14 protein-coding genes are annotated in these 18611 nt (G+C 31.2%); 4 read left to right on the top strand and 10 right to left on the bottom strand.

The window, feature by feature from the left end; genetic code table 11:
* Positions 1-91: 91 nt before the first annotated feature.
* The 9 genes from CYAN10605_RS01610 to CYAN10605_RS01570 form a co-directional block, all read right to left on the bottom strand.
* Positions 92-1636: a serine/threonine protein kinase gene (locus CYAN10605_RS01610; RefSeq protein WP_015218193.1), complete on the bottom strand. Its 1545-nt coding sequence runs from the start codon at positions 1634-1636 to the stop codon at positions 92-94.
* A gap of 59 nt (positions 1637-1695) precedes the next feature.
* Positions 1696-2163 (bottom strand): hypothetical protein, encoded by a 468-nt coding sequence (locus CYAN10605_RS01605; protein WP_015218192.1) that lies wholly within the window; start codon positions 2161-2163, stop codon positions 1696-1698.
* A gap of 315 nt (positions 2164-2478) precedes the next feature.
* The gene (locus tag CYAN10605_RS01600; protein ID WP_015218191.1) at positions 2479-3042 is read right to left on the bottom strand and encodes a hypothetical protein; all 564 of its coding nucleotides are present in this window, start codon (positions 3040-3042) and stop codon (positions 2479-2481) included.
* A 164-nt stretch (positions 3043-3206) separates the two neighbouring features.
* A complete protein-coding gene (locus CYAN10605_RS01595; RefSeq protein WP_015218190.1) occupies positions 3207-3692 on the bottom strand; it encodes an allophycocyanin subunit alpha-B in 486 nt (161 codons plus the stop codon).
* 161 nt (positions 3693-3853) lie between these two features.
* Entirely contained in the window at positions 3854-4267 is a 414-nt protein-coding gene (locus CYAN10605_RS01590) for a Tery_1686 family protein (RefSeq protein ID WP_015218189.1), read from the bottom strand.
* Positions 4268-4533: 266 nt separating this feature from the next.
* On the bottom strand, positions 4534-5121 hold the full coding sequence (locus CYAN10605_RS01585) for a hypothetical protein (RefSeq protein ID WP_015218188.1): 588 nt from the start codon (positions 5119-5121) through the stop codon (positions 4534-4536).
* A 119-nt stretch (positions 5122-5240) separates the two neighbouring features.
* A complete protein-coding gene (locus CYAN10605_RS01580; protein WP_015218187.1) occupies positions 5241-5627 on the bottom strand; it encodes a DUF4346 domain-containing protein in 387 nt (128 codons plus the stop codon).
* Positions 5628-5708: 81 nt separating this feature from the next.
* Positions 5709-6518: a hypothetical protein gene (locus CYAN10605_RS01575; RefSeq protein ID WP_015218186.1), complete on the bottom strand. Its 810-nt coding sequence runs from the start codon at positions 6516-6518 to the stop codon at positions 5709-5711.
* A 214-nt stretch (positions 6519-6732) separates the two neighbouring features.
* Positions 6733-7167 (bottom strand): bacteriohemerythrin, encoded by a 435-nt coding sequence (locus tag CYAN10605_RS01570; RefSeq protein WP_015218185.1) that lies wholly within the window; start codon positions 7165-7167, stop codon positions 6733-6735.
* A 433-nt stretch (positions 7168-7600) separates the two neighbouring features.
* Between CYAN10605_RS01570 and CYAN10605_RS01565 the strand changes: the two genes are divergently transcribed.
* The 4 genes from CYAN10605_RS01565 (at position 7601) to gltX (ending at position 14505) form a co-directional block, all read left to right on the top strand.
* Positions 7601-8815 carry a lipid-A-disaccharide synthase-related protein gene (locus tag CYAN10605_RS01565; RefSeq protein ID WP_015218184.1) on the top strand — a complete coding sequence of 405 codons (1215 nt, stop codon included), beginning with the start codon at positions 7601-7603 and terminating at the stop codon, positions 8813-8815.
* A gap of 54 nt (positions 8816-8869) precedes the next feature.
* Entirely contained in the window at positions 8870-9202 is a 333-nt protein-coding gene (locus CYAN10605_RS01560; protein WP_015218183.1) for a DUF565 domain-containing protein, read from the top strand.
* Positions 9203-9226: 24 nt separating this feature from the next.
* Positions 9227-12865 (top strand): glycosyltransferase, encoded by a 3639-nt coding sequence (locus CYAN10605_RS01555; RefSeq protein ID WP_015218182.1) that lies wholly within the window; start codon positions 9227-9229, stop codon positions 12863-12865.
* A 194-nt stretch (positions 12866-13059) separates the two neighbouring features.
* A complete protein-coding gene (gene gltX, locus CYAN10605_RS01550; RefSeq protein ID WP_015218181.1) occupies positions 13060-14505 on the top strand; it encodes a glutamate--tRNA ligase in 1446 nt (481 codons plus the stop codon).
* A 141-nt stretch (positions 14506-14646) separates the two neighbouring features.
* Here the strand turns inward: gltX and CYAN10605_RS01545 are convergent, their stop codons facing one another.
* A complete protein-coding gene (locus CYAN10605_RS01545) occupies positions 14647-17613 on the bottom strand; it encodes a glycosyltransferase (RefSeq protein ID WP_015218180.1) in 2967 nt (988 codons plus the stop codon).
* Between the last annotated feature and the right edge of the window lie 998 nt (positions 17614-18611).

Below are 18611 nucleotides of genomic sequence, written 5' to 3'. Positions count from 1 at the left end.
GTGAAGGTAAATAGTGAATAGTGAATAATTACTCGTTACTCGTTACTCCCCTAAACCTGACACTCGAAACCTCCATACCACTAATTGTTGATTACTTATAGCTTTCTGATAACTTACTTAAAATTTTTGGTTTTAGACGTTCAAATTCATCTTTTAATCTTTTTTTACTAACTCTTGCATCTCCTGTACTGTTATAGTGTGTACTATTTTTGATCCATTCTTGCATGATTTTACATTGATTGGAGGCAATGGTTGAAACCATACTATGTTGACATTTTCGGGGTTCTTCTAAAGCAAAAAAGAGAATTTTATAACTGCCTGTACCAGCTAAAGAGGCAACTACTTGTTTTGACGTCTCATTTTTTAAGTCTAAATAACAGGGTAGCCATCTCGCACCATAAGTAGGATTATAAATGACAGTAATCCATAATATCATCGGATGGGGAGAGCTTAAAAATAGAAATTGATTATAACGAATACTAACTATACGGTTGAGAATATCTTGCTTGTCCAACATAACCCATAGACTGGGATAAGTCTCCGTTTCGGTATTAACTATGCGGGGAAAAACGATTTTTTGTAGAGGTTTATTTTTTGGCCAAGTTAAATCAGTAATGGTTTTTCTTGATGGAGATGATACTTGGGTGGCATCATCTTGAGAATGGGGATGTGCGATCGTAGTTTTTTCTTCTTGTTTTGGTATATCTGCAACAATTGTCGGTTGTCCTGAGTAACTTGTTTTCTTTGCCCCAGAATCACGTTGATCTATCTCTACATTTTGAATAACTTTTAATATCTCTGCCACTGTTTGAGGGCGATTATCCCGTGATTTTGCCATACACTTCATAATGATGTTTTTTAAATCCGAAGGTATGGGTAAATGAGCTTCAAAGGGGCGAGGTTCGAAATCATGATGAGCTTTATACCATGCTCCAAAAGAGGAAGTTTCGGGCAGAATCGGCATCTCTAAGGTTAGCATTTCATACAGCATTACCCCTAAACTATAAATGTCAGAGCGATTATCTAGCTTTTTTCCTTCCATTTGTTCAGGAGAACAATAAGCTAAAGTTCCCATAAAAGAATGAGTTTGAGTGGCATTTTCTTGTACTAATCTGGCAATACCAAAATCAAGAATTTTCACTAACTCACCAACGGTAGGATCAGGCATTACCAAAACATTACTAGGTTTTATATCTCTATGGACAACCTGACATAAATCCCCATGTAAGGTAATCCCACTATGGGCGGCTTCCATACCGACACAAATTTGACGGGTGATGTGTAAAAATCTTTTGAGTTCTAAGGGTTGAAATTTGATTAAATCACTTAAACTTTGTCCTTCCAGAAATTCCATTACGTAGTAAGGTACTTCGTTTTCGTCAATTCCATAATCTCTGACTCGGATAATATGAATACTTTTTTCTCCCAATAAAGCGCTGATAGTCGCTTCCCTTTCAAAACGTTGTCTCATTTTTTCATTCAGGAGAGTTTGAGAAAGAAATTTGACGGCAACGGTGACACCACCCAAGACTTTATCCTCGGCACGATATACTTGTCCCATTGCACCAGACCCGACTAACTCTATCAGTTGATAACGATCGCCTAATATACGGTCTTCTTTTTTCCCTAAACTCATGATTGAACTCTAGTCCTGAATCTTATCTATTTTTATTTTGACTTATATCATCACTTTTTTTATCCGTGTCTGTCTAATATTCCTTCAAAAGTGTAAAGGAGATTATTTCCAGTCATCATACCACTGGTTAAATGATATGTATTTTCGTCAAGACAAAAAAAGGTTTCAAAACCGTTTAAACGGCGAGTATTTCCTAACACCCAATATCTTTGAATTATAGAATCATTGCTAATCCATCCTTCTCCCTCTATTTTTTCTAGGTCACTTCTTTTTAAAACATAGGCATATCGGCTTCGATTTGATGGTATTAATCCTTTATACTCAAAAATAATTTCAGGACGATTTTGGAAAGACCCACTTTGAGGTACATTTTGCGGGAATACTATTTTCATCTGCATTGAAAACCAGTTCGATTGTTCCCAATTAATGATAATTGCACCTTTAAATGGATTTGATTGTTGATTTTTGTCTAACCATGTGCCTTTTATTATCCAACTGCCTGATTCTAAAAGAAAAGTGTGAGTCATGAAATTGATTTTTTAATTTCGGGAGATAGATAAGAAGATAGTTTGTGATTTTGAGCCACACATTCTCTATCCTACCTTGAATGGGGCATCTTGAACAGACGGAATTATTGATTTAGATGTTAGAAAAGAGGTTGCAGGTTGCAGGTGTCAGGTTGTTGGTGAAGTAGAGACTTGGGGGCATTGGAGTACTGGTGTATTAAGAAGAAATTAATTCTTAAATTAAAGTACATCATTACGAATTATTGATTGTTAATTACCTTTGCCCTCCCCCCTCTCGAGGGGGGATAAAGGGGGGTTTGCCCTTCGCCCATAATCCTAATTAAGATAACTATCTGTAATGTTACCGGAGTTGAAATGGTCAAAAAGATAAACTCCGCTCATGAAAGAGAGAAAAGCTAGGGTGAAAATGATTAATCTAACAACCCAACGGGGATATTTTAATTTTTGTAAATCCAGACGAAATAGTATATTGACTGCGGTAACAACTAATAAATCAGCGAAATATTCAAAGGAACAAAAAATAAAAACTAATAAAACTGACCAAAATAGAATGGCAATAAAGGCTTTTATATCTGAGTTAATACTTTCTTCAAAAACAAAGGTGATTAAGGCAACAGGTGTACTTAAAAAAAGAGAAATTGTAATAATAACAAATAAAGCAACTATTTTAATGATAAATAGTAGAGAATCCTGTTCTATTAAAAAGGTTAGAGAAATATTTTGTTGCTCTAAAAGAAATAACCAAAATCCAGCAGTAGATGCGATCGCCCATCCTAAAACTGTATAAGTACAGAGAAAAAGAGAAAGAGAAACGAGTAAATTAGAGTTAAGCCAAGAATTATAATCATCTTTTTCTAAAGAGTTGTTTTTTCTCGGCATAATAGGAAATTCAAACTTTTTTATTAATATTATTTATTAAGTTTTTAATCAAAAATCAACCAGTAACTACAACAATCAACTATTTTCAACAGAAGACAATATAAATATTAATCAGATGAAATAATTTCTATAGTGTAAGAAAATACAGTCAACCCGACTAAAGTTTAAGACATATACTGAATCATATAGTCAAAATAAGGGGCTGTTTCTTCTGCTTCTTCTTTGGATAATAAGGCTAAAGCGGCGGTTTTCAAACAACGAATAGATTCAACCATTCCGGGTAAAGGCACACCGAGAGAATTATACATTTCTTTTGCACCAATTAAGCCAATTTTCTCAATAGGTTCTTTGTCTCCTGCCAAAACTCCATAGGTTGCTAAACGTAAATACCAACCGAAATCTCTTATACACTGATTATATTGTTTTTGTCCAGCCGCATTACCGCCGGGAGCACGAAAATCAGGACGTTTTTTAAATAATTCCTGACTGGCTTTTTCCACAATTTTTTTCTCATTTTCTGATAAGGTTTCAGCTATTTTAACTCTGAGTAAACCTGTCTCTAAAAAGGATTTTATCCCTTGTAACTCACCGCTACTAGGATAACGCAGTTCATCATCTGCTTTGAGAATAACTTGACTAACTATGCTCATTTTATATTAAGGATTTTTCTTGATTTATATGATTAGTTTAACCTAATTTGGACTCTCTCTCTGACTTAAGGAATGTTACATTTTGTTGAAAAAGATCATAAATCTTAATACTTGGGGTTAAGAAAAAAAGTAGTTTCGGAGGGATAGGTAAGAGGCAAGAGTTAGAAAAGTTGAAAGACTCCACGACAGAATTCTTTCAGTTTATTTGTGATTTCTTCTGTGGGAAGATATTTTCCTTCTAATTGCCAATTATCAATGGTGGAAAGTCGCCATACTTCTCCTGCATGGGTGAATCCTGCGGTTTCAATGCCGATGAAATGATGAGTTTCTTCTTCCGAGTCTCGATGAAACCTAATTTGAACTAATATACTTCTACTTTGTAAACTACGACTCCATCCCGGAAAGTGAAAACCAATATCAATGGAGTCTGGATCTACTAAATTAATGGTATCAGGATCATTTTGCCAAGGTTTTAAGTCAGCTTTGGCATCGGGGAAATTTTGTTTAAATAGGTTAACGATGGATGCTATTTTGCTGGTGGTTTCTAATCCTTTAGCTTTTTCTGATGCGTTCATGGATTTTCCTCCTCAGTATTAATAATTATGCTCGTTATAATAGTTTTCTGCTTGATAACTATGGGGATAACGATCGAGATTAAACACCATCTTAACCTTTGTTTAATAATTCTTTATATAGCAATTTCCAAGTTTATGAAGTACATTTTTTATATAACAGTGCATCTTTGTCTATTTTCGATACTTAACTCAATTATTACTTTGCTAAACCTGAAACCTGCAACCTGCAACCTGCCCTTATCCGATATTCTTAAGCTCAACCGGGGTTAAATATTAATTGTGCTAGGGGTATTTTCGGCGGCGATGATACGATGAAATCCTGATTCTGGTTTTGCCCATTTATATATATATTCTTTGGGATTTCCCCAACATAAACCCAGATATACTTCTTCTTTTCCTGCGTCTATTTCTGCCCATTGGGCTTCTTGATATAATTCTTCTAAAATACTTTCTGTAATAGGAGAAGTGCGATCGCCACTTAAATAGTATTTTAAGCCCTCTGTTACTTTTTGCCAAAATTCGATCACCGGGAATTTTGCATCAATTAAAATCTCCTTATCTCCCTCAATGGGAATTAATTGATTATGAATTTCGGGAAAGCTAATGGTCTGTCCTTTAAATGTAACTTTTCGCCATACCACTCCTGATACTTGGTGTTTTTGTTGATACTCATGAATCTGTTGCCTAAAATCTCGAAATACAAACACCCGACTCATTTTTTCTAAATCCACCGCTTTAGCAACTACAGGATTATCTAACTTTTCTTCTGCATTAAAAATTAATCTTTTTCCACCCCATGTTGCTCTCAATTCTAATTCTAAAAAGTGGATTAATTCTTCTGTAGTGTAAGTCATATTACCATGAACGCAGTGAACAATACTTCATTTTAACTTAGTTGGAGAAATCAGTCGTAATAGATTGGGCAGTATGGGGAGTTAGAATAAGCGAGAAGCCTATCTAACCTGAATGTAATTTAATCTTGGATATATTCTTTTCCAGTTTGCAGTGCGTATTCTGCCCTCATAAATTCCCTGCCCAGATAGGCGGCATGGTCTAACATACTAACAGGAGGATTGGCATTTTCTTCTAATAACTTAACGCAAATCTCTTTCGCTGTTCTTCCCGTAAAAGTTGTGGTGGGCTTTCTTACTTTTCCTCCCTTACAGGCTATCACTTCTCCTGTATCTGGATCAACTGCTAATCCTTGATCATTGATAGCATTTGTGTAGTGGTCAGCACAGATTAATCCAGCATCCTTGTTTAAATAAATGATAAAGTATCCTTGAGGGTCTAAGTCGATGTGTCTGTTAGAGAGTTGATTGTCTAATTCTGTTAAAGATGAAGATAAGGTTGTACTCATATTTCAGTATGGCAATTTTTCATGGTTAAGCAAGAAGATTTTTCTTACTTAATTAATTATCTTGTGATAGATTTACTCTTTCTATTGTGCTATTTTTCCTCGCCATTGGGCAACAAATTGATCAATTATTTGCTCAAATGCTTTTTCTTGATAGGTGAAATTTACAAAGGAATATATGGGAGAATAACCGTTATATAAACCTAATAAAAATCCTGTTAAAATTCTTGTAGTCTCTTGTTGGTGTATAAATTGTTTGCTTCTTGATAAACTCATAGGGATATTATTCGGTAAGCACAAAAAGCTATATAGAGCTTGATAAATTCCTAATTCATGGTTATCAATTTTTGCTTGTAATATTTTTTCGGCTTCAGTTAAATAGATTTTTTCTCTGATTAAATGCTCCACTATTTTTATTGCTTCTAATTCTTCTAAAGTATATTTTTCTAAAAAAGAAACTGTTTGCAATGTTATCTTATCTATTTCTAGTTTTTTTTGCAAAATCAAATTAATAATTATAATTAATATTTTCCAACTATTAAGATTAGTATTTGAGGAAAAGTAGTTATCTTTTATTAACTCTAATTTTTTATCTAAGTTGCGATTATCTCCATAATAAAATAGAAATAAAGGGAAAAATGCGATCGCACCTTCGCTCGGAGATAAACTATCAGGGTAAATACTATATTCATTGTATATTTTTTGATGAAACTCATCATTAATTTCTCTTTCCACAGAAAGATGATTAAGCACAGAAAAGGCAATTTTAAGAGGAATAAACTCTACGGAGGATAAGTCAAGAGTTGTACCTAAATTATCCCCCATATTTAAAGCATAAATAGCAATTAAAAAACTGGCTTCAATCTTAGATTCCTGAAGATAAATTAACGACATTTAGTTCAATTGATAAAAAAATAGGGTTCTTCAGAGTGTGGTTATGATAAATTAATAAAAAATAACTTCCATAACCTTTATTGAATAGTGTTTATAGTAAGAGAAAAACTAAAAGTTTATAAATTATTATTTAATAATCCCCTATTGCCTATTGCCTCTTGCCTACCAAACACTAATAATTTACACGACGAGAAGTGATAGAGCCAAAATTAGATTAATTAATCAATGATTTTGATTTTAACTCTTCTTGTTCTCTAATATACTTAAATAACTTGAAATCTTCTCCCTTAATGTGGTGTGCCAACCATTGATTCAGAAAATGTAATAACTCAATATTTATATTGACATTTCCTGCTATGAATTTATTTCTTAATTCTTTAACTTTTTGGGTTAATTCTTGATGAATTTTTTTATGTTCTTGATAACGTGGATAGCGCTTAGATAACATAAACATTTCTTCATCAGTAAAATGCTGAATAGTATATTTAATTAGTTTATCTAAAGTCTGTTGTAAAACATCCTTACCATGACCTTTCTTCATGGCATCATGTAATTCATTTACTATTTCAAATAATTGCCGATGTTCTTCATCTACTTTTTTATTTCCTGTATAATATTCTGGATTCCATTGGGCAAATATTAAGCTCATTATTTCCCTCCTTATTTTTTGTAGAATATTAGTCGTATATGATTGACTAGATCAATAGATCTTAACCACTGAATAAATTTATATTTTTGTATATTTTTGTCTTCTTTTATTATCTTTCAATATTCAAGAATAGCACTATAATCTTAATATTACTCAACAATAATGAAATATTGAAGAATATACTTAACAAGGTCATAATTTGAGTTTTTCAAACAACCCTTTTATACTTTCCTAAAATTAACTTTTTCTTACACTAATCTAGTGTTTTTTATAATTTCAGTAAATATACTGATTTTTCATTGATATTCTTAATCATTTGATGATAAACTTAGGTAAGTTTAGGAAAATTTTATCTCTAAATTTTTCTCAGTTAGTTAAAGTTTTTTATTAATTTTATAGTCTTTAATAGTGTTTTTATTTATAATTGTTAATCATGCTTTCTGATAAAAACTGTTCACAAAAAAAAATTTTATTAATCAGTAATGGTCATGGAGAGGATTTAAACTCTAGTTTAATAGGAGAAAAACTAAAGATTCTTAATCCACATTTTCAGGTAGATAGTTTTCCTATTGTCGGAGAAGGCAAGTCTTATCTTAACAAAAATATTCCTATTGTTGCTCCTTTACAACAAATGCCTTCAGGGGGAATTTTTTATCTCAATCCGATTAATTTTATTAAGGATTTAACTTCAGGTTTAATTACCTTAACTATTCAACAAATAGTTACTATTAATAGAATTAAAAATAATTATGATTTTTGCGTAGCAGTTGGAGATGTTGTACCTCTTTTTTTTGCTTATTTGACAGGTAAAAAATTTGTTTCCTTTCTAGTTGCTAATTCTAGCTATTATGAAAACCATTTAAAATTACCTTTCTTAACTAAGTTGATACTAAATTCTAACCGTTGTTTAAAAATATTTACTAAAGATGAATTTACCCGTGATGATTTGAAAAAACAGGGATTTAAAAATGTTATTTGTGAAGGCTACCCCATCATGGATACTTTAGTTTCTTCAAAAAATAACTTACCAATTAATCCCCAATTACCGATGATAGCTTTATTACCCGGTAGTAGATTCCCAGAAGCATTAAATAATTTAATTTTAGAATTGAAAGTATGTGAAATTCTGGTGAAAAAATATGGCGGTAAATGGCAATTTTATACAGCTTTAGTTTCCACTATTAAGGAGAATGATTTAAGAGATTTAGCTTTACAAATAGATTGGAAATATTCTCAAGGAATTTTGAAGAAAGAAATAAACGGAACAGAAATAAATATACATCTTTACTATGATGCTTTTGCCGATATTTTATTACAATGTAATCTGGTAATAGGAATGGCTGGAACCGCTGTAGAACAAGCTGTGGGCTTAGGTAAACCTGTAGTACAAATTCCCGGAGAAGGTCCTCAATTTACTTATCGCTTTGCTGAGGCGCAAATGAGGTTACTTGGTTTAAATGTGATTACCGTGGAAGATAATAAAGATATAGAGAAAAAATGTGAGCAAGGGGCAGATAAAATTAAAGAAATATTACAAAATTCCAATTTTTTAGAGAAATGTGTTAAAAATGGCAAAGAAAGAATAGGCGATCGAGGTGCATCTTTAAAAATGGCACATCATATAGAACAATTAGTATCAGTAAATTAAGATGTCATTTTTATTTGCAAGGGAAAAAGCACAGAGAAACGAAGAAAAAATAGTATGCAGGAAACGAGATTAAACTTACTCATTGGCAATTTTACGAATCAAATAAAAAGTTTTTTAAATAACCCTTGGCGAAAACTATCATTTGTTATTATAGGTTTTTTATCAGGGTATATTACTTCTGACCTTCTTTCCACAAGTTTAGCTCAAGCAGGAAAATGGGATGTGCCAATGGCAACCACTTATCTAATTTTTACAGAGATTACCAGTATGATCGTTTATGGAGGTAGTAAAAACAGAAATAAAATAATGTGGGCGGATTTACTAAACTCTTTTAAAATAGGTCTTGCTTTTGGTTTATATTTAAGTGCGATGACTCTTGCTTCTTAACATATTTAAAAATTTTGAAATCCAGTGAAACGATTTATAATTATCGATCATTCTTTACAAGATTTACAAGGACATCATTATGAGTGTAGTTTTTCCATAGCAGAATCTTTACAAAAATTGGATTTTGAGGTGATTATTATTGCCAATCGTAACTTTCCTCCTTCTTTATACCCAAAAGGAATTAGGGTAATTTCTGAGTTTGAGGTAGATTGGTTTAACAATTCAACCCGAAAACTAACTGGCGTTAAAAAATATATTGCATCTATTTATCAATTTTTTCTCAATTTTAGTCTTGGTAATTTATTTAATAACTATCAAGAGAAAATTAAATATCGAATTTTTATATTAAAGACAACTAAACCTAAATTAAGTATTTTTTTAGAAAAAGTAGAAGGAAGTTTTTATCGTCTTAATCAATGGTTAAAAGAAGATTTAAAACTACTGAAGAATATACCATTTAATTATACTTTACTAGGAATATTACAAACTGGTATCGGCGTAATAAAATTTATTTTTTCTATTATCACAAAAATTATTACTAATTCTCTATCCAGGCTTATTGTTTTAGATAGTAAAAGTTTTATTAATTCTCTACAAAAAGTTATTGAAAAGTTAAAGCTAACTTCTGAGGATCAGGTTTTTATTCATACCATTAGCATTGAACAAATAGAAGATTTATTATATTTATTGCAGTCTCAAAAGGTGGGATTTCAAGGGGATATGCTACCCATTAACCATCCTCATTATCATATCATGTTAAGACGAGATATTGACGATGATTTAGTGAAAAATGCTCGAGGAATAGGAATAAAATCTTGCTTAGAATTATTTTATCAATCTAAATTATATCCCAATAAAATAGAATTTTATACAGACACAGAGGAATTAGTTAACCGTTATAATAGTCTGTCTCCCGTCAAATTAAAATTAATTCCAGTGCCTTTTCGTCAAGAAAAATTAAAAGAAAATATAGTAGAAAAAGATGATAATTCTCCCATACATATAGTATTTTTAGGAGATGCCAGAAAGGAAAAAGGATATTTATATTTACCTGAAATCGTTGAAAATTTGTGGCAGGATTATTTATCTAATAATAAACTCAAAATCACTATTCAATCTAATTTTAATAATCAGGATCGAGAAATTGTTACCAGTCGCTTAATATTAGAAACCTACCCTGAAGATAAAGTCAAAATTATTAAAAATCCTCTGACAACTTCTGCTTACTATCAACTTTTAAATAGTGCTGATTTGTTGATTATTCCCTATGATAATTATAGTTATCGTTATCGAACTTCGGGGGTTTTAACGGAGTCATTGGCGGCAGGAAAGCCAGTAATTGTACCTAAAGATACATGGTTAAGTGAGCAAATTGATGAGAATAGAGGCATAATTTATGATTCTCCTCATCAAATTACTGATGCAATTATTAAAATTATTAATAATTTGACAATCTATCAGGAAAATGCACAAAAATTTAGTGTTGGTTGGTGCAAGAAAAACTCCACAGATATTTTAATTAAAACAATATTATCTCCTATATTATTAGAAGATGATAGAAATACTTTTGCTATTTCAGAAATTGAGAGTAAGCCATTAACTCATAAGTCTTATTTTTTACTGATAGTTGATGGAGATAAATTACTAAATTTGGAGTTAAATCAACAGTTAATAATAGCTAATTTAGAATTTCTTTCTTCTCAAAATTGTCAGCTATCACTAATAGTATATTCTTTGCAAAGTAAATTAGATAAAAGCAGTTTTGAAAATCTCATTAATGAATATGTATCTGACTATAATTTAGTTAATATTTACTATATTTATAAAAATATTACTCCCTGTTTTTTAGACAATTTAGACAGTCAAAAATATTTAAAAAGTCTTTATCATCAAGAAAATACTTTTACCAAATATTTAGTAGATATAAATAGTTTATATCTAGGTAATGATTTACTTAACTATTACACATCCCAAAATATAGATGGGATAATTTTAGACTCTATTGCTAGTCAAATTTTGCTAAATAATATATTTAATGATCAAAAAATTGCCGATCTCAATATCATCTGTCAAGTATCGGAATTAATGGCTTATCAGTCAGCAATTGACAATCATCATGATATTGATATACAAGAGTTGAATCAAGAATTAATATTATTTAGTAAAGCAAAAGTTATTATAGCAACAAAGGAGTATTATCGAGACAAAATCTTAAATATTCATCCTCACTTAGAAGGGTATATTTTACCAAATATTTATCCCTTAACTTCTCAAGAAAAATCTTGGCAAAAGACGAAGATAAATTCTTTTATCTGGGGTAATAATCAAGATAAATATGAAACTCTTTTAAAACAATTATTATGGCAAAATAATAATGCCCAAATAGACAAAAACAAAGTAACTAATAATAATCAATTAGGAAAAAGAATTGCTATATTATATCCTTGGCAAGATATTTTAGAGAGGAAAGCAGGGGCAAGTCAAAGAGTCGGTTTATTGATTGATTATTTAAGGGCAAAAGGTCATAATATTTGGTTATTTACTACAGGAAAAGAAAAAGACTTATTTTTAAACAATACTCGTTATACTTTTTTTGAACAGCACTCTAATAACTTATCTTTAGTTAAAGAAATTTATGGTCATATTTATGATCATTTTTACAGTTTCAATTCTCCTGAAGATTTACAAAACAATTCTAGTTATTTTCCAGAAAATATTGATAGTGTTATGGAGGATTGGCGTTTGTCTATGTATTATCAATTCAGATGCGATCGCACTTTTGAAGAACAAGTAAAAAAAGTAATAAATTGGGCTGATATTATTATTTTAGAATATCCTTTTTGGAGTAGTATAATAGCTCCATTATGTCAAGAAGCAAAAGTTAAATTAATTATTACTGCCCATGATATTATCTGTGAACAAATATCAAAAAATAATAACTTATATAATATTCTTTTAACTGAAGAAATTGTTAACTTAAAAAAAGCCAACCAAGTAGTTACAGTGTCAGAAAAAGATAAAGAATTTTTAGAACAATTTAAGATTAACAGTATTGTGATTCCTAATCCAGTTCAAATACATCAACCAACAGAAATTACGGATAATTTTCAAGTAGAAAAATATAAAAACAATTATCCTTTCCTAGAAGAAAACTATTGTTTATTTGTTGGTAGTGGTCATTTTCCCAATTTAGAAGCAGTAAAAGAAATAAAATCGATCGCACATCAATATTACCAAGAAAAGTATTTTCCTGAGTGTAAATTTATCGTTATAGGTAGTTGCTGTCAACCTGAAAATAATAATAATTTTATTGCCCTAGGAAAAGTTGATTTAGACTTATTAAATATTATTTATCAAAAGGCAAATTTAATTATTGCACCAATGCAACACGGTACAGGTTCATCATTAAAAATAATGGAAGCTATGAGTTTTTCTCAAGTTATTTTAGGAACAAATATTGCTTTTAGAGGTTATCCGATTAAAAATGATATTCATGCTTTAATTGAAGATAATTTAAGTTTATATCCTCAAATAATTGCCAATTGTTTAAAAGTAGAAAATCAAGATAATATGAAAAAGATTGGCAAAGATGCCTTTGCTTTAGCTAGTCAATATGATTATCAATATCTCTATAAAAAATATGAAAATTTGTTTGAAATTTAACTCAAAGGGCAAAGGTGAATAGTGAATAGTGAATAGTTAGCTTCTCCCTCTCACCCCAATACCCCATCACCCCAATACCCTAACACCTTAACACTTGACACCTGACATCTCCTTCTTACCCAATTATTTCTCCCCAACACCGTGATTTCGATAGAATAGAAGACTGCAAGAAATATTTATGATTGTTAAATTTTATGTCCGTTAGAGTTAGAATTGCACCATCTCCCACAGGTAATTTACATATCGGCACAGCACGCACAGCAGTTTTTAATTGGTTATTTGCCCATCGCTATCAAGGTTCGTTTATCCTAAGAGTAGAAGATACGGATTTAGAGCGCTCTAAGGCTGAATATACTGAAAATATTAAATCAGGCTTACAGTGGTTAGGACTAAATTGGGACGAAGGTCCTTTTTTTCAAACAGAAAGATTAGACTTATATCGTCAAGCCATTCAAACTCTGTTGAATAAAGGATTGGCTTATCCCTGTTATTGCACTCCCGAAGAATTAGAGGCAATGAGAGAGCAACAAAAAGCTAATAATCAAGCTCCTCGTTATGATAATCGTCACCGCAATTTAACCCCTGAAGAAATTGCAGAATTTGAAGCCCAAGGGCGTAAACCTGTGATTAGATTTAAAATTGATGATTCTCGACAAATTGTCTGGAAAGACTTAATCAGAGGCTCTGTAACGTGGCAGGGTAGTGATTTAGGGGGGGATATGGTTATTGCCCGAATGCCTGAAAAAGAGGGCGATCGCTTCGGACAACCGTTGTATAATTTAGCGGTAGTGGTGGATGATATAGATATGAATATTACCCACGTAATTCGAGGAGAAGATCATATTGCCAATACAGCAAAACAGATTTTGTTATATCAAGCCCTAGAGGGAAAAGTCCCAGAATTTGCTCACACTCCCTTAATTTTGAATTCTGAAGGGAAAAAACTGTCCAAACGAGATGGGGTTACTTCCATTGATGATTTTCGGAAAATGGGTTTTGTCGCTCCTGCTATTGCTAATTATATGACTTTATTGGGATGGACTTCCCCAGATGGAGAGGAAATTTTTACCCTTGATGAAGCGGCGACTAAGTTTAGTTTAGAAAGAGTGAATAAGGCTGGGGCAAAGTTTGATTGGGATAAACTCGATTGGATTAATAGTCAATATCTTCATCAAATGCCTGCGGAGGATTTATTACCTTTAATAACTTCTTATTGGCAAGAGGCTGGTTATCAATTTAATCTTGATACTGATAAAGATTGGTTATTAGAAATTACCGCTTTAATTGCCCCTAGTTTAACCCGTTTAACCGATGCGGTAAAAGAAGCCCAATTGTTTTTTAATAATGATTTTTCTTTATCCTCAGAAGCTCAAGAATTTATTCATTCTGTTGGAGTAAAAGAAGTTTTAGAGCAAGTTATTGATAGTTTAAATGAGGATTTAACCATTGACTCTGCTAATGTTATTATTAAACAAATAACTAAGGATTTAAATGTTAAAAAAGGTTTAGTGATGCGATCGCTTCGTGTTGGTTTAACGGGAGAATTACACGGGCCAGACTTATTACAAACATGGTCATTACTTCATCAAAAAGGAGTAGATAAAAACCGTTTACAATTCGTTTTAGACTCTTTAAATTAAACCTCGGTTCGGTTTAACAATATCGGATAAGGGCAGGTGTCAGGTTTCAGGTTGCAGGTGTTAGAGAAAAGTAATGAGTAATGAGTTAGGAGTTAAGAATGAGGTATCAGGTTGAACTTCCCACTTAAATTAACTCACATTTTACCAAGAATAAAAATGTTGCTCGTAGCGATTATCATTAAATAATAAGTAAATATCTTTAAAATCAAAATCTAAATATTTTTTAAAGGTTTTAGATTGCTTTTTATATTTTTCAATGCCCCTGTATAAACATAAAAATAAAATATTATCGGTATTTTTTTTGTTATTTACTAATTCTAAAGAGACTAAAGTTTGTTGGATAATATCAATATTTTTTTTAATAGATAAATATTTTGACTTAGGGTAATTTTGTTCTAAATACTGAATTATGTGCCATGCTAAATCAAAATCTGTGCTATGAGTTTCTAAAAATGATTTACGATAATTTAAGCAAAGTAATAATAAGTTTTCTATATCCTCAAGATTTTTTTCTCTGAAACCATATTCAATCCCGCCCAAACTACGATATACATACCATGCCCGTAAATCTTCTAATTCAGTAAAATAGTTTTGGGTTGTGCGCTCATCTGGATAATTCCAAAATATACCCCAAACATCTTCGACTAAACCGGTTTTGATATAGGGTAACACTCTGTTTTTAAATTCTGTATCTCCTGCACCTCTGAATGTTTCATCGTAGAAACCAAATTTTTTATGAATATTTTTACGGTATAACCCGCCTACATAAGTTAAGTAACAGGTATCTAAGTAAACTAAGTTTTGATTAAATTTAGTTCGACTATAAGTCATTACATCCTGTCTCCAGTTACCTTGATAATCCACTTCCGTGACAAGACTATTGCCTATAACCCAATCTAATTCAGGATTAGAGTCTAGTTTTGCCGCTAATTTTTCTAAACCATCACAAGTAATCATTTCATCAACTCCCAAAAAGGTAATATAAGGGGATTGAGATAATAAAATTGCCCTATTCCAAGCACTTTGAATAGTCTCTCTTTTTTCGCTACGGGCATAGACAATGGGAATATTTTGGTGTTTTAGTTGGGGTAATAGTGTCTGAAAGAGTTGATATTCATTTTGAGGAGAGGCACTATCAACGAGTATTATTTCTGCTTCTTGTTTCTGAAATAAACTTTGTTGGATCAGAATTGATAAAAAGAAGCCCAGTTTATTTTCCGCATTGTACAATGAAACTGCGATCGAAACTCGATAATTTTTTTTCTGCCGATAATCTTCGATAAATTCGTAGGGTTTTTCTTGATAGTTAAGATGTTTTTGATAATTATTTAGTAGGTATTGATGGCATAATTTACTATTATTTTTTGAAGGTTGATAGAGTAAATTAATAACTTCTGCCTCTTGATTCAAATTATGGTTATTAAAGGTTTCAGTTATGAATTGTAATTGCTTAAATTTATCTTGATTTAAACTACGAATAATTCTAGCTTCATAACAAGCAGATAATAAATCGTTACTCCTTAATTTTTCTAATCTAGCAATTTCTTGCCATATTTTTACCCTATTAACAAAATGACCTGTTTTCCATTTTTGTCTATTTTCCATAGAAGCATTGAGGGGATGACCTAAATTTTTTAACTGCGTTAGTTTATCATCAATATCTTTAGCAGATATTTCAGGTAAGTTGTTAATTTTCTTAAATTCTGAGGAAAAAAAGAGGCTTTTTATTAGCTGGGTATGAATAGGTTTTTTCTGAGTTCTTATCTTATTTTTGACTGTCTTAATTAAGACTTGATTTTGATGATTGAGAGGGTTAAGGATTTGTTTAGATAAAGAAACAATAGTTTCTTTTTGCCAATATTGCTTTTTGTAACAATGACTAATAAGTTGCTGATAATATTCATTAACTTTTTTTCTTTCTTGAGATGAATAATTATTTTCTTGATAATAAATGTCTGTTAATTTTAATCCTAATTGTTCTAAATTAAAGCTGATATTATTTACTTGTTTAATTAGGCTATTACGAGATTGATTATAGTTAATTAATAGTTGGCTAATTTTATTAAGAGATTCAGAAAAATTATTTATATCAATAGAGATAAAAGGTAATTGAGGAAAGTTATCTTTTAAAAAGCGACAAATACCAGCTTTATCACTAATAATAGTAGGGCAACCATTTAACAACGATTCTAAGGCAACAAAATTAAGGGTATCAAAACGAGAGGGTAAAATAGTAACGCTATTCTCAGAAAATTTTTGATTTAATTGCTGAGTTGTTAATGATGATATAACATTAATGTTACTATTTCTTAATTTTAGCATTTGTTGTAGATAATATTCTCCTGTTTTGCCGTTAAGAGTTGGGCTATCAGCACCGATGATATTGCCATAAGAATATAGTTTTTTTTCAAGAAAAGTTAAGAGATTAACAAATATATCTGCTCCTTTATTTTTTTCTTTTCTACCAATAAAATTTAAGATAGGTTTTCGAGTAACATCATGATAGTTTTTAATTTTTTTATGGGGTAAATCAATAAAGTTTAGAGGATGATAATAATAGTTGAGAAAATCATATTTATCTTGCCAAAATTCTAAATAATTTTTACTGATACCATAGCGAATATCGACTATTTGATATTGTAAGTTTTCAGCAAATTCCAGAGAGTTAATATAGTTTTTATCAATTACCCAATCATGAATCAAACTCTGAGATACAACCCCATGTAAAGAAAGGGCTAATTTTTGATATTTTACCTGATGATGGTCACAAGCATCCCGTAAAAATAAGCCATATTGTTCATAATCTGGACAGTCGATAATATCAAAGTTTTGATGGCGAATAGAGTAGGCTATATTGGAAGCGAGTAAAAAAGGACGAGTTATTTTTTCTAGGGGTAAATTATTCCCAATTTTTTTCAAATCAGATTTGATATATCTTTGATAATAAGGAAAAATATGAGCATTAGCAGGACGTTGACCATTAATTTTTTCTTCTATAGTTAAATAGTAAAATTGAAGATGGGGATTTTTTGTAATTATATTACGATAAAATGTTTGTCCTCCACCAATTTTGTGAAAAAGATCAAATTCCGCTAAAAAAATTTTCATTATTTTGATTTAATTTAGGAGTTGATAAAAAAGTTGTGTCAAAAGGGTGAGTAACAGGGAAATTCCTCTGTGTTTTCTCTTGAAAGGGGAGAAGGGCAACAGTCTAAAATACTTAAAAATCAAAGACTCTGGCACAATAAAGATTTTTCATAAATTGTTATTTTTTTGTCAATCATGGCTCTCTTACTTCTCGTCGTGTCAATTATTGCTTAGGAAAAGGTGTCAGGTGAAATAAAAACTGTTAATTTATAAAAAATTCATTTTTGTTATAATTTGTCCCATATATTATAAGGTTTATAACAGTTATTTTCTAATAATTTATCATGACTACTGTAGAAGCAGGGTTTTTTCAAAGTCAGGGCAAAATCATCTTGCCCTCACCCCCAACCCCTCTCCCACAGTAGAGGGGAGCGTTTTTTCTCAATAATTGATTAATTAATACTTAAAAACTCATGTATCTGTTCTGACGGGGAGACAATGAAACTGCAGTGAGGGTAGGTTTTAGGTTTCAGGTTTCAGGTTGCAGGTTTTAAATACATGAACAGTATTTTGTATTTACTAAATAAATAGCCAGACATATTATCTCAAAATGTTGATAATCCAATAGTTTTGCCTATTATTTGAACCATTGAGTAAATAGAGATAATGATAAATATTAGTGGAGACAAAACCTAACACCTAACACCTGCTACCTGCTACCTATAAGGTTTTTAGAGTTATTGTCCCCCCTTAAGGTATCTGTTACTATTTGTTAACCTGAGTTTTGGATAAGCTGAAAGCATCCCAACTCGCAGTCAGAAAACCTTATGGTTTCTTAGAAATAACGATAAAATTGCCTTAATCCGAACTGACTTAAACAAGGGGCTTAAGCCCCTTGCCTAGGTCAGAAGAAAGCCCCTTGCTAAAAACCCCTACCACCTGCAACCTGCAACCTGACACCTGACACCTAACCTTATCAGATATTCTTAAACCGAACTGAGGTTATTTGTTAGTTTCAA

The sequence above is a fragment of the Cyanobacterium aponinum PCC 10605 genome, assembly GCF_000317675.1.
Classification (GTDB): Bacteria; Cyanobacteriota; Cyanobacteriia; order Cyanobacteriales; family Cyanobacteriaceae; genus PCC-10605.
This window is presented reverse-complemented; position numbering and strand designations above follow the sequence as displayed.

Coding starts and splice junctions, on each gene's coding strand:
- CYAN10605_RS01610 (WP_015218193.1), bottom strand. CDS start 1,636: ATGAGTTTAGGGAAAAAAGAAGACCGTATATTAGGCGATCGTTATCAA.
- CYAN10605_RS01605 (WP_015218192.1), bottom strand. CDS start 2,163: ATGACTCACACTTTTCTTTTAGAATCAGGCAGTTGGATAATAAAAGGC.
- CYAN10605_RS01600 (WP_015218191.1), bottom strand. CDS start 3,042: ATGCCGAGAAAAAACAACTCTTTAGAAAAAGATGATTATAATTCTTGG.
- CYAN10605_RS01595 (WP_015218190.1), bottom strand. CDS start 3,692: ATGAGCATAGTTAGTCAAGTTATTCTCAAAGCAGATGATGAACTGCGT.
- CYAN10605_RS01590 (WP_015218189.1), bottom strand. CDS start 4,267: ATGAACGCATCAGAAAAAGCTAAAGGATTAGAAACCACCAGCAAAATA.
- CYAN10605_RS01585 (WP_015218188.1), bottom strand. CDS start 5,121: ATGACTTACACTACAGAAGAATTAATCCACTTTTTAGAATTAGAATTG.
- CYAN10605_RS01580 (WP_015218187.1), bottom strand. CDS start 5,627: ATGAGTACAACCTTATCTTCATCTTTAACAGAATTAGACAATCAACTC.
- CYAN10605_RS01575 (WP_015218186.1), bottom strand. CDS start 6,518: ATGTCGTTAATTTATCTTCAGGAATCTAAGATTGAAGCCAGTTTTTTA.
- CYAN10605_RS01570 (WP_015218185.1), bottom strand. CDS start 7,167: ATGAGCTTAATATTTGCCCAATGGAATCCAGAATATTATACAGGAAAT.
- CYAN10605_RS01565 (WP_015218184.1), top strand. CDS start 7,601: ATGCTTTCTGATAAAAACTGTTCACAAAAAAAAATTTTATTAATCAGT.
- CYAN10605_RS01560 (WP_015218183.1), top strand. CDS start 8,870: ATGCAGGAAACGAGATTAAACTTACTCATTGGCAATTTTACGAATCAA.
- gltX (WP_015218181.1), top strand. CDS start 13,060: ATGTCCGTTAGAGTTAGAATTGCACCATCTCCCACAGGTAATTTACAT.
- CYAN10605_RS01545 (WP_015218180.1), bottom strand. CDS start 17,613: ATGAAAATTTTTTTAGCGGAATTTGATCTTTTTCACAAAATTGGTGGA.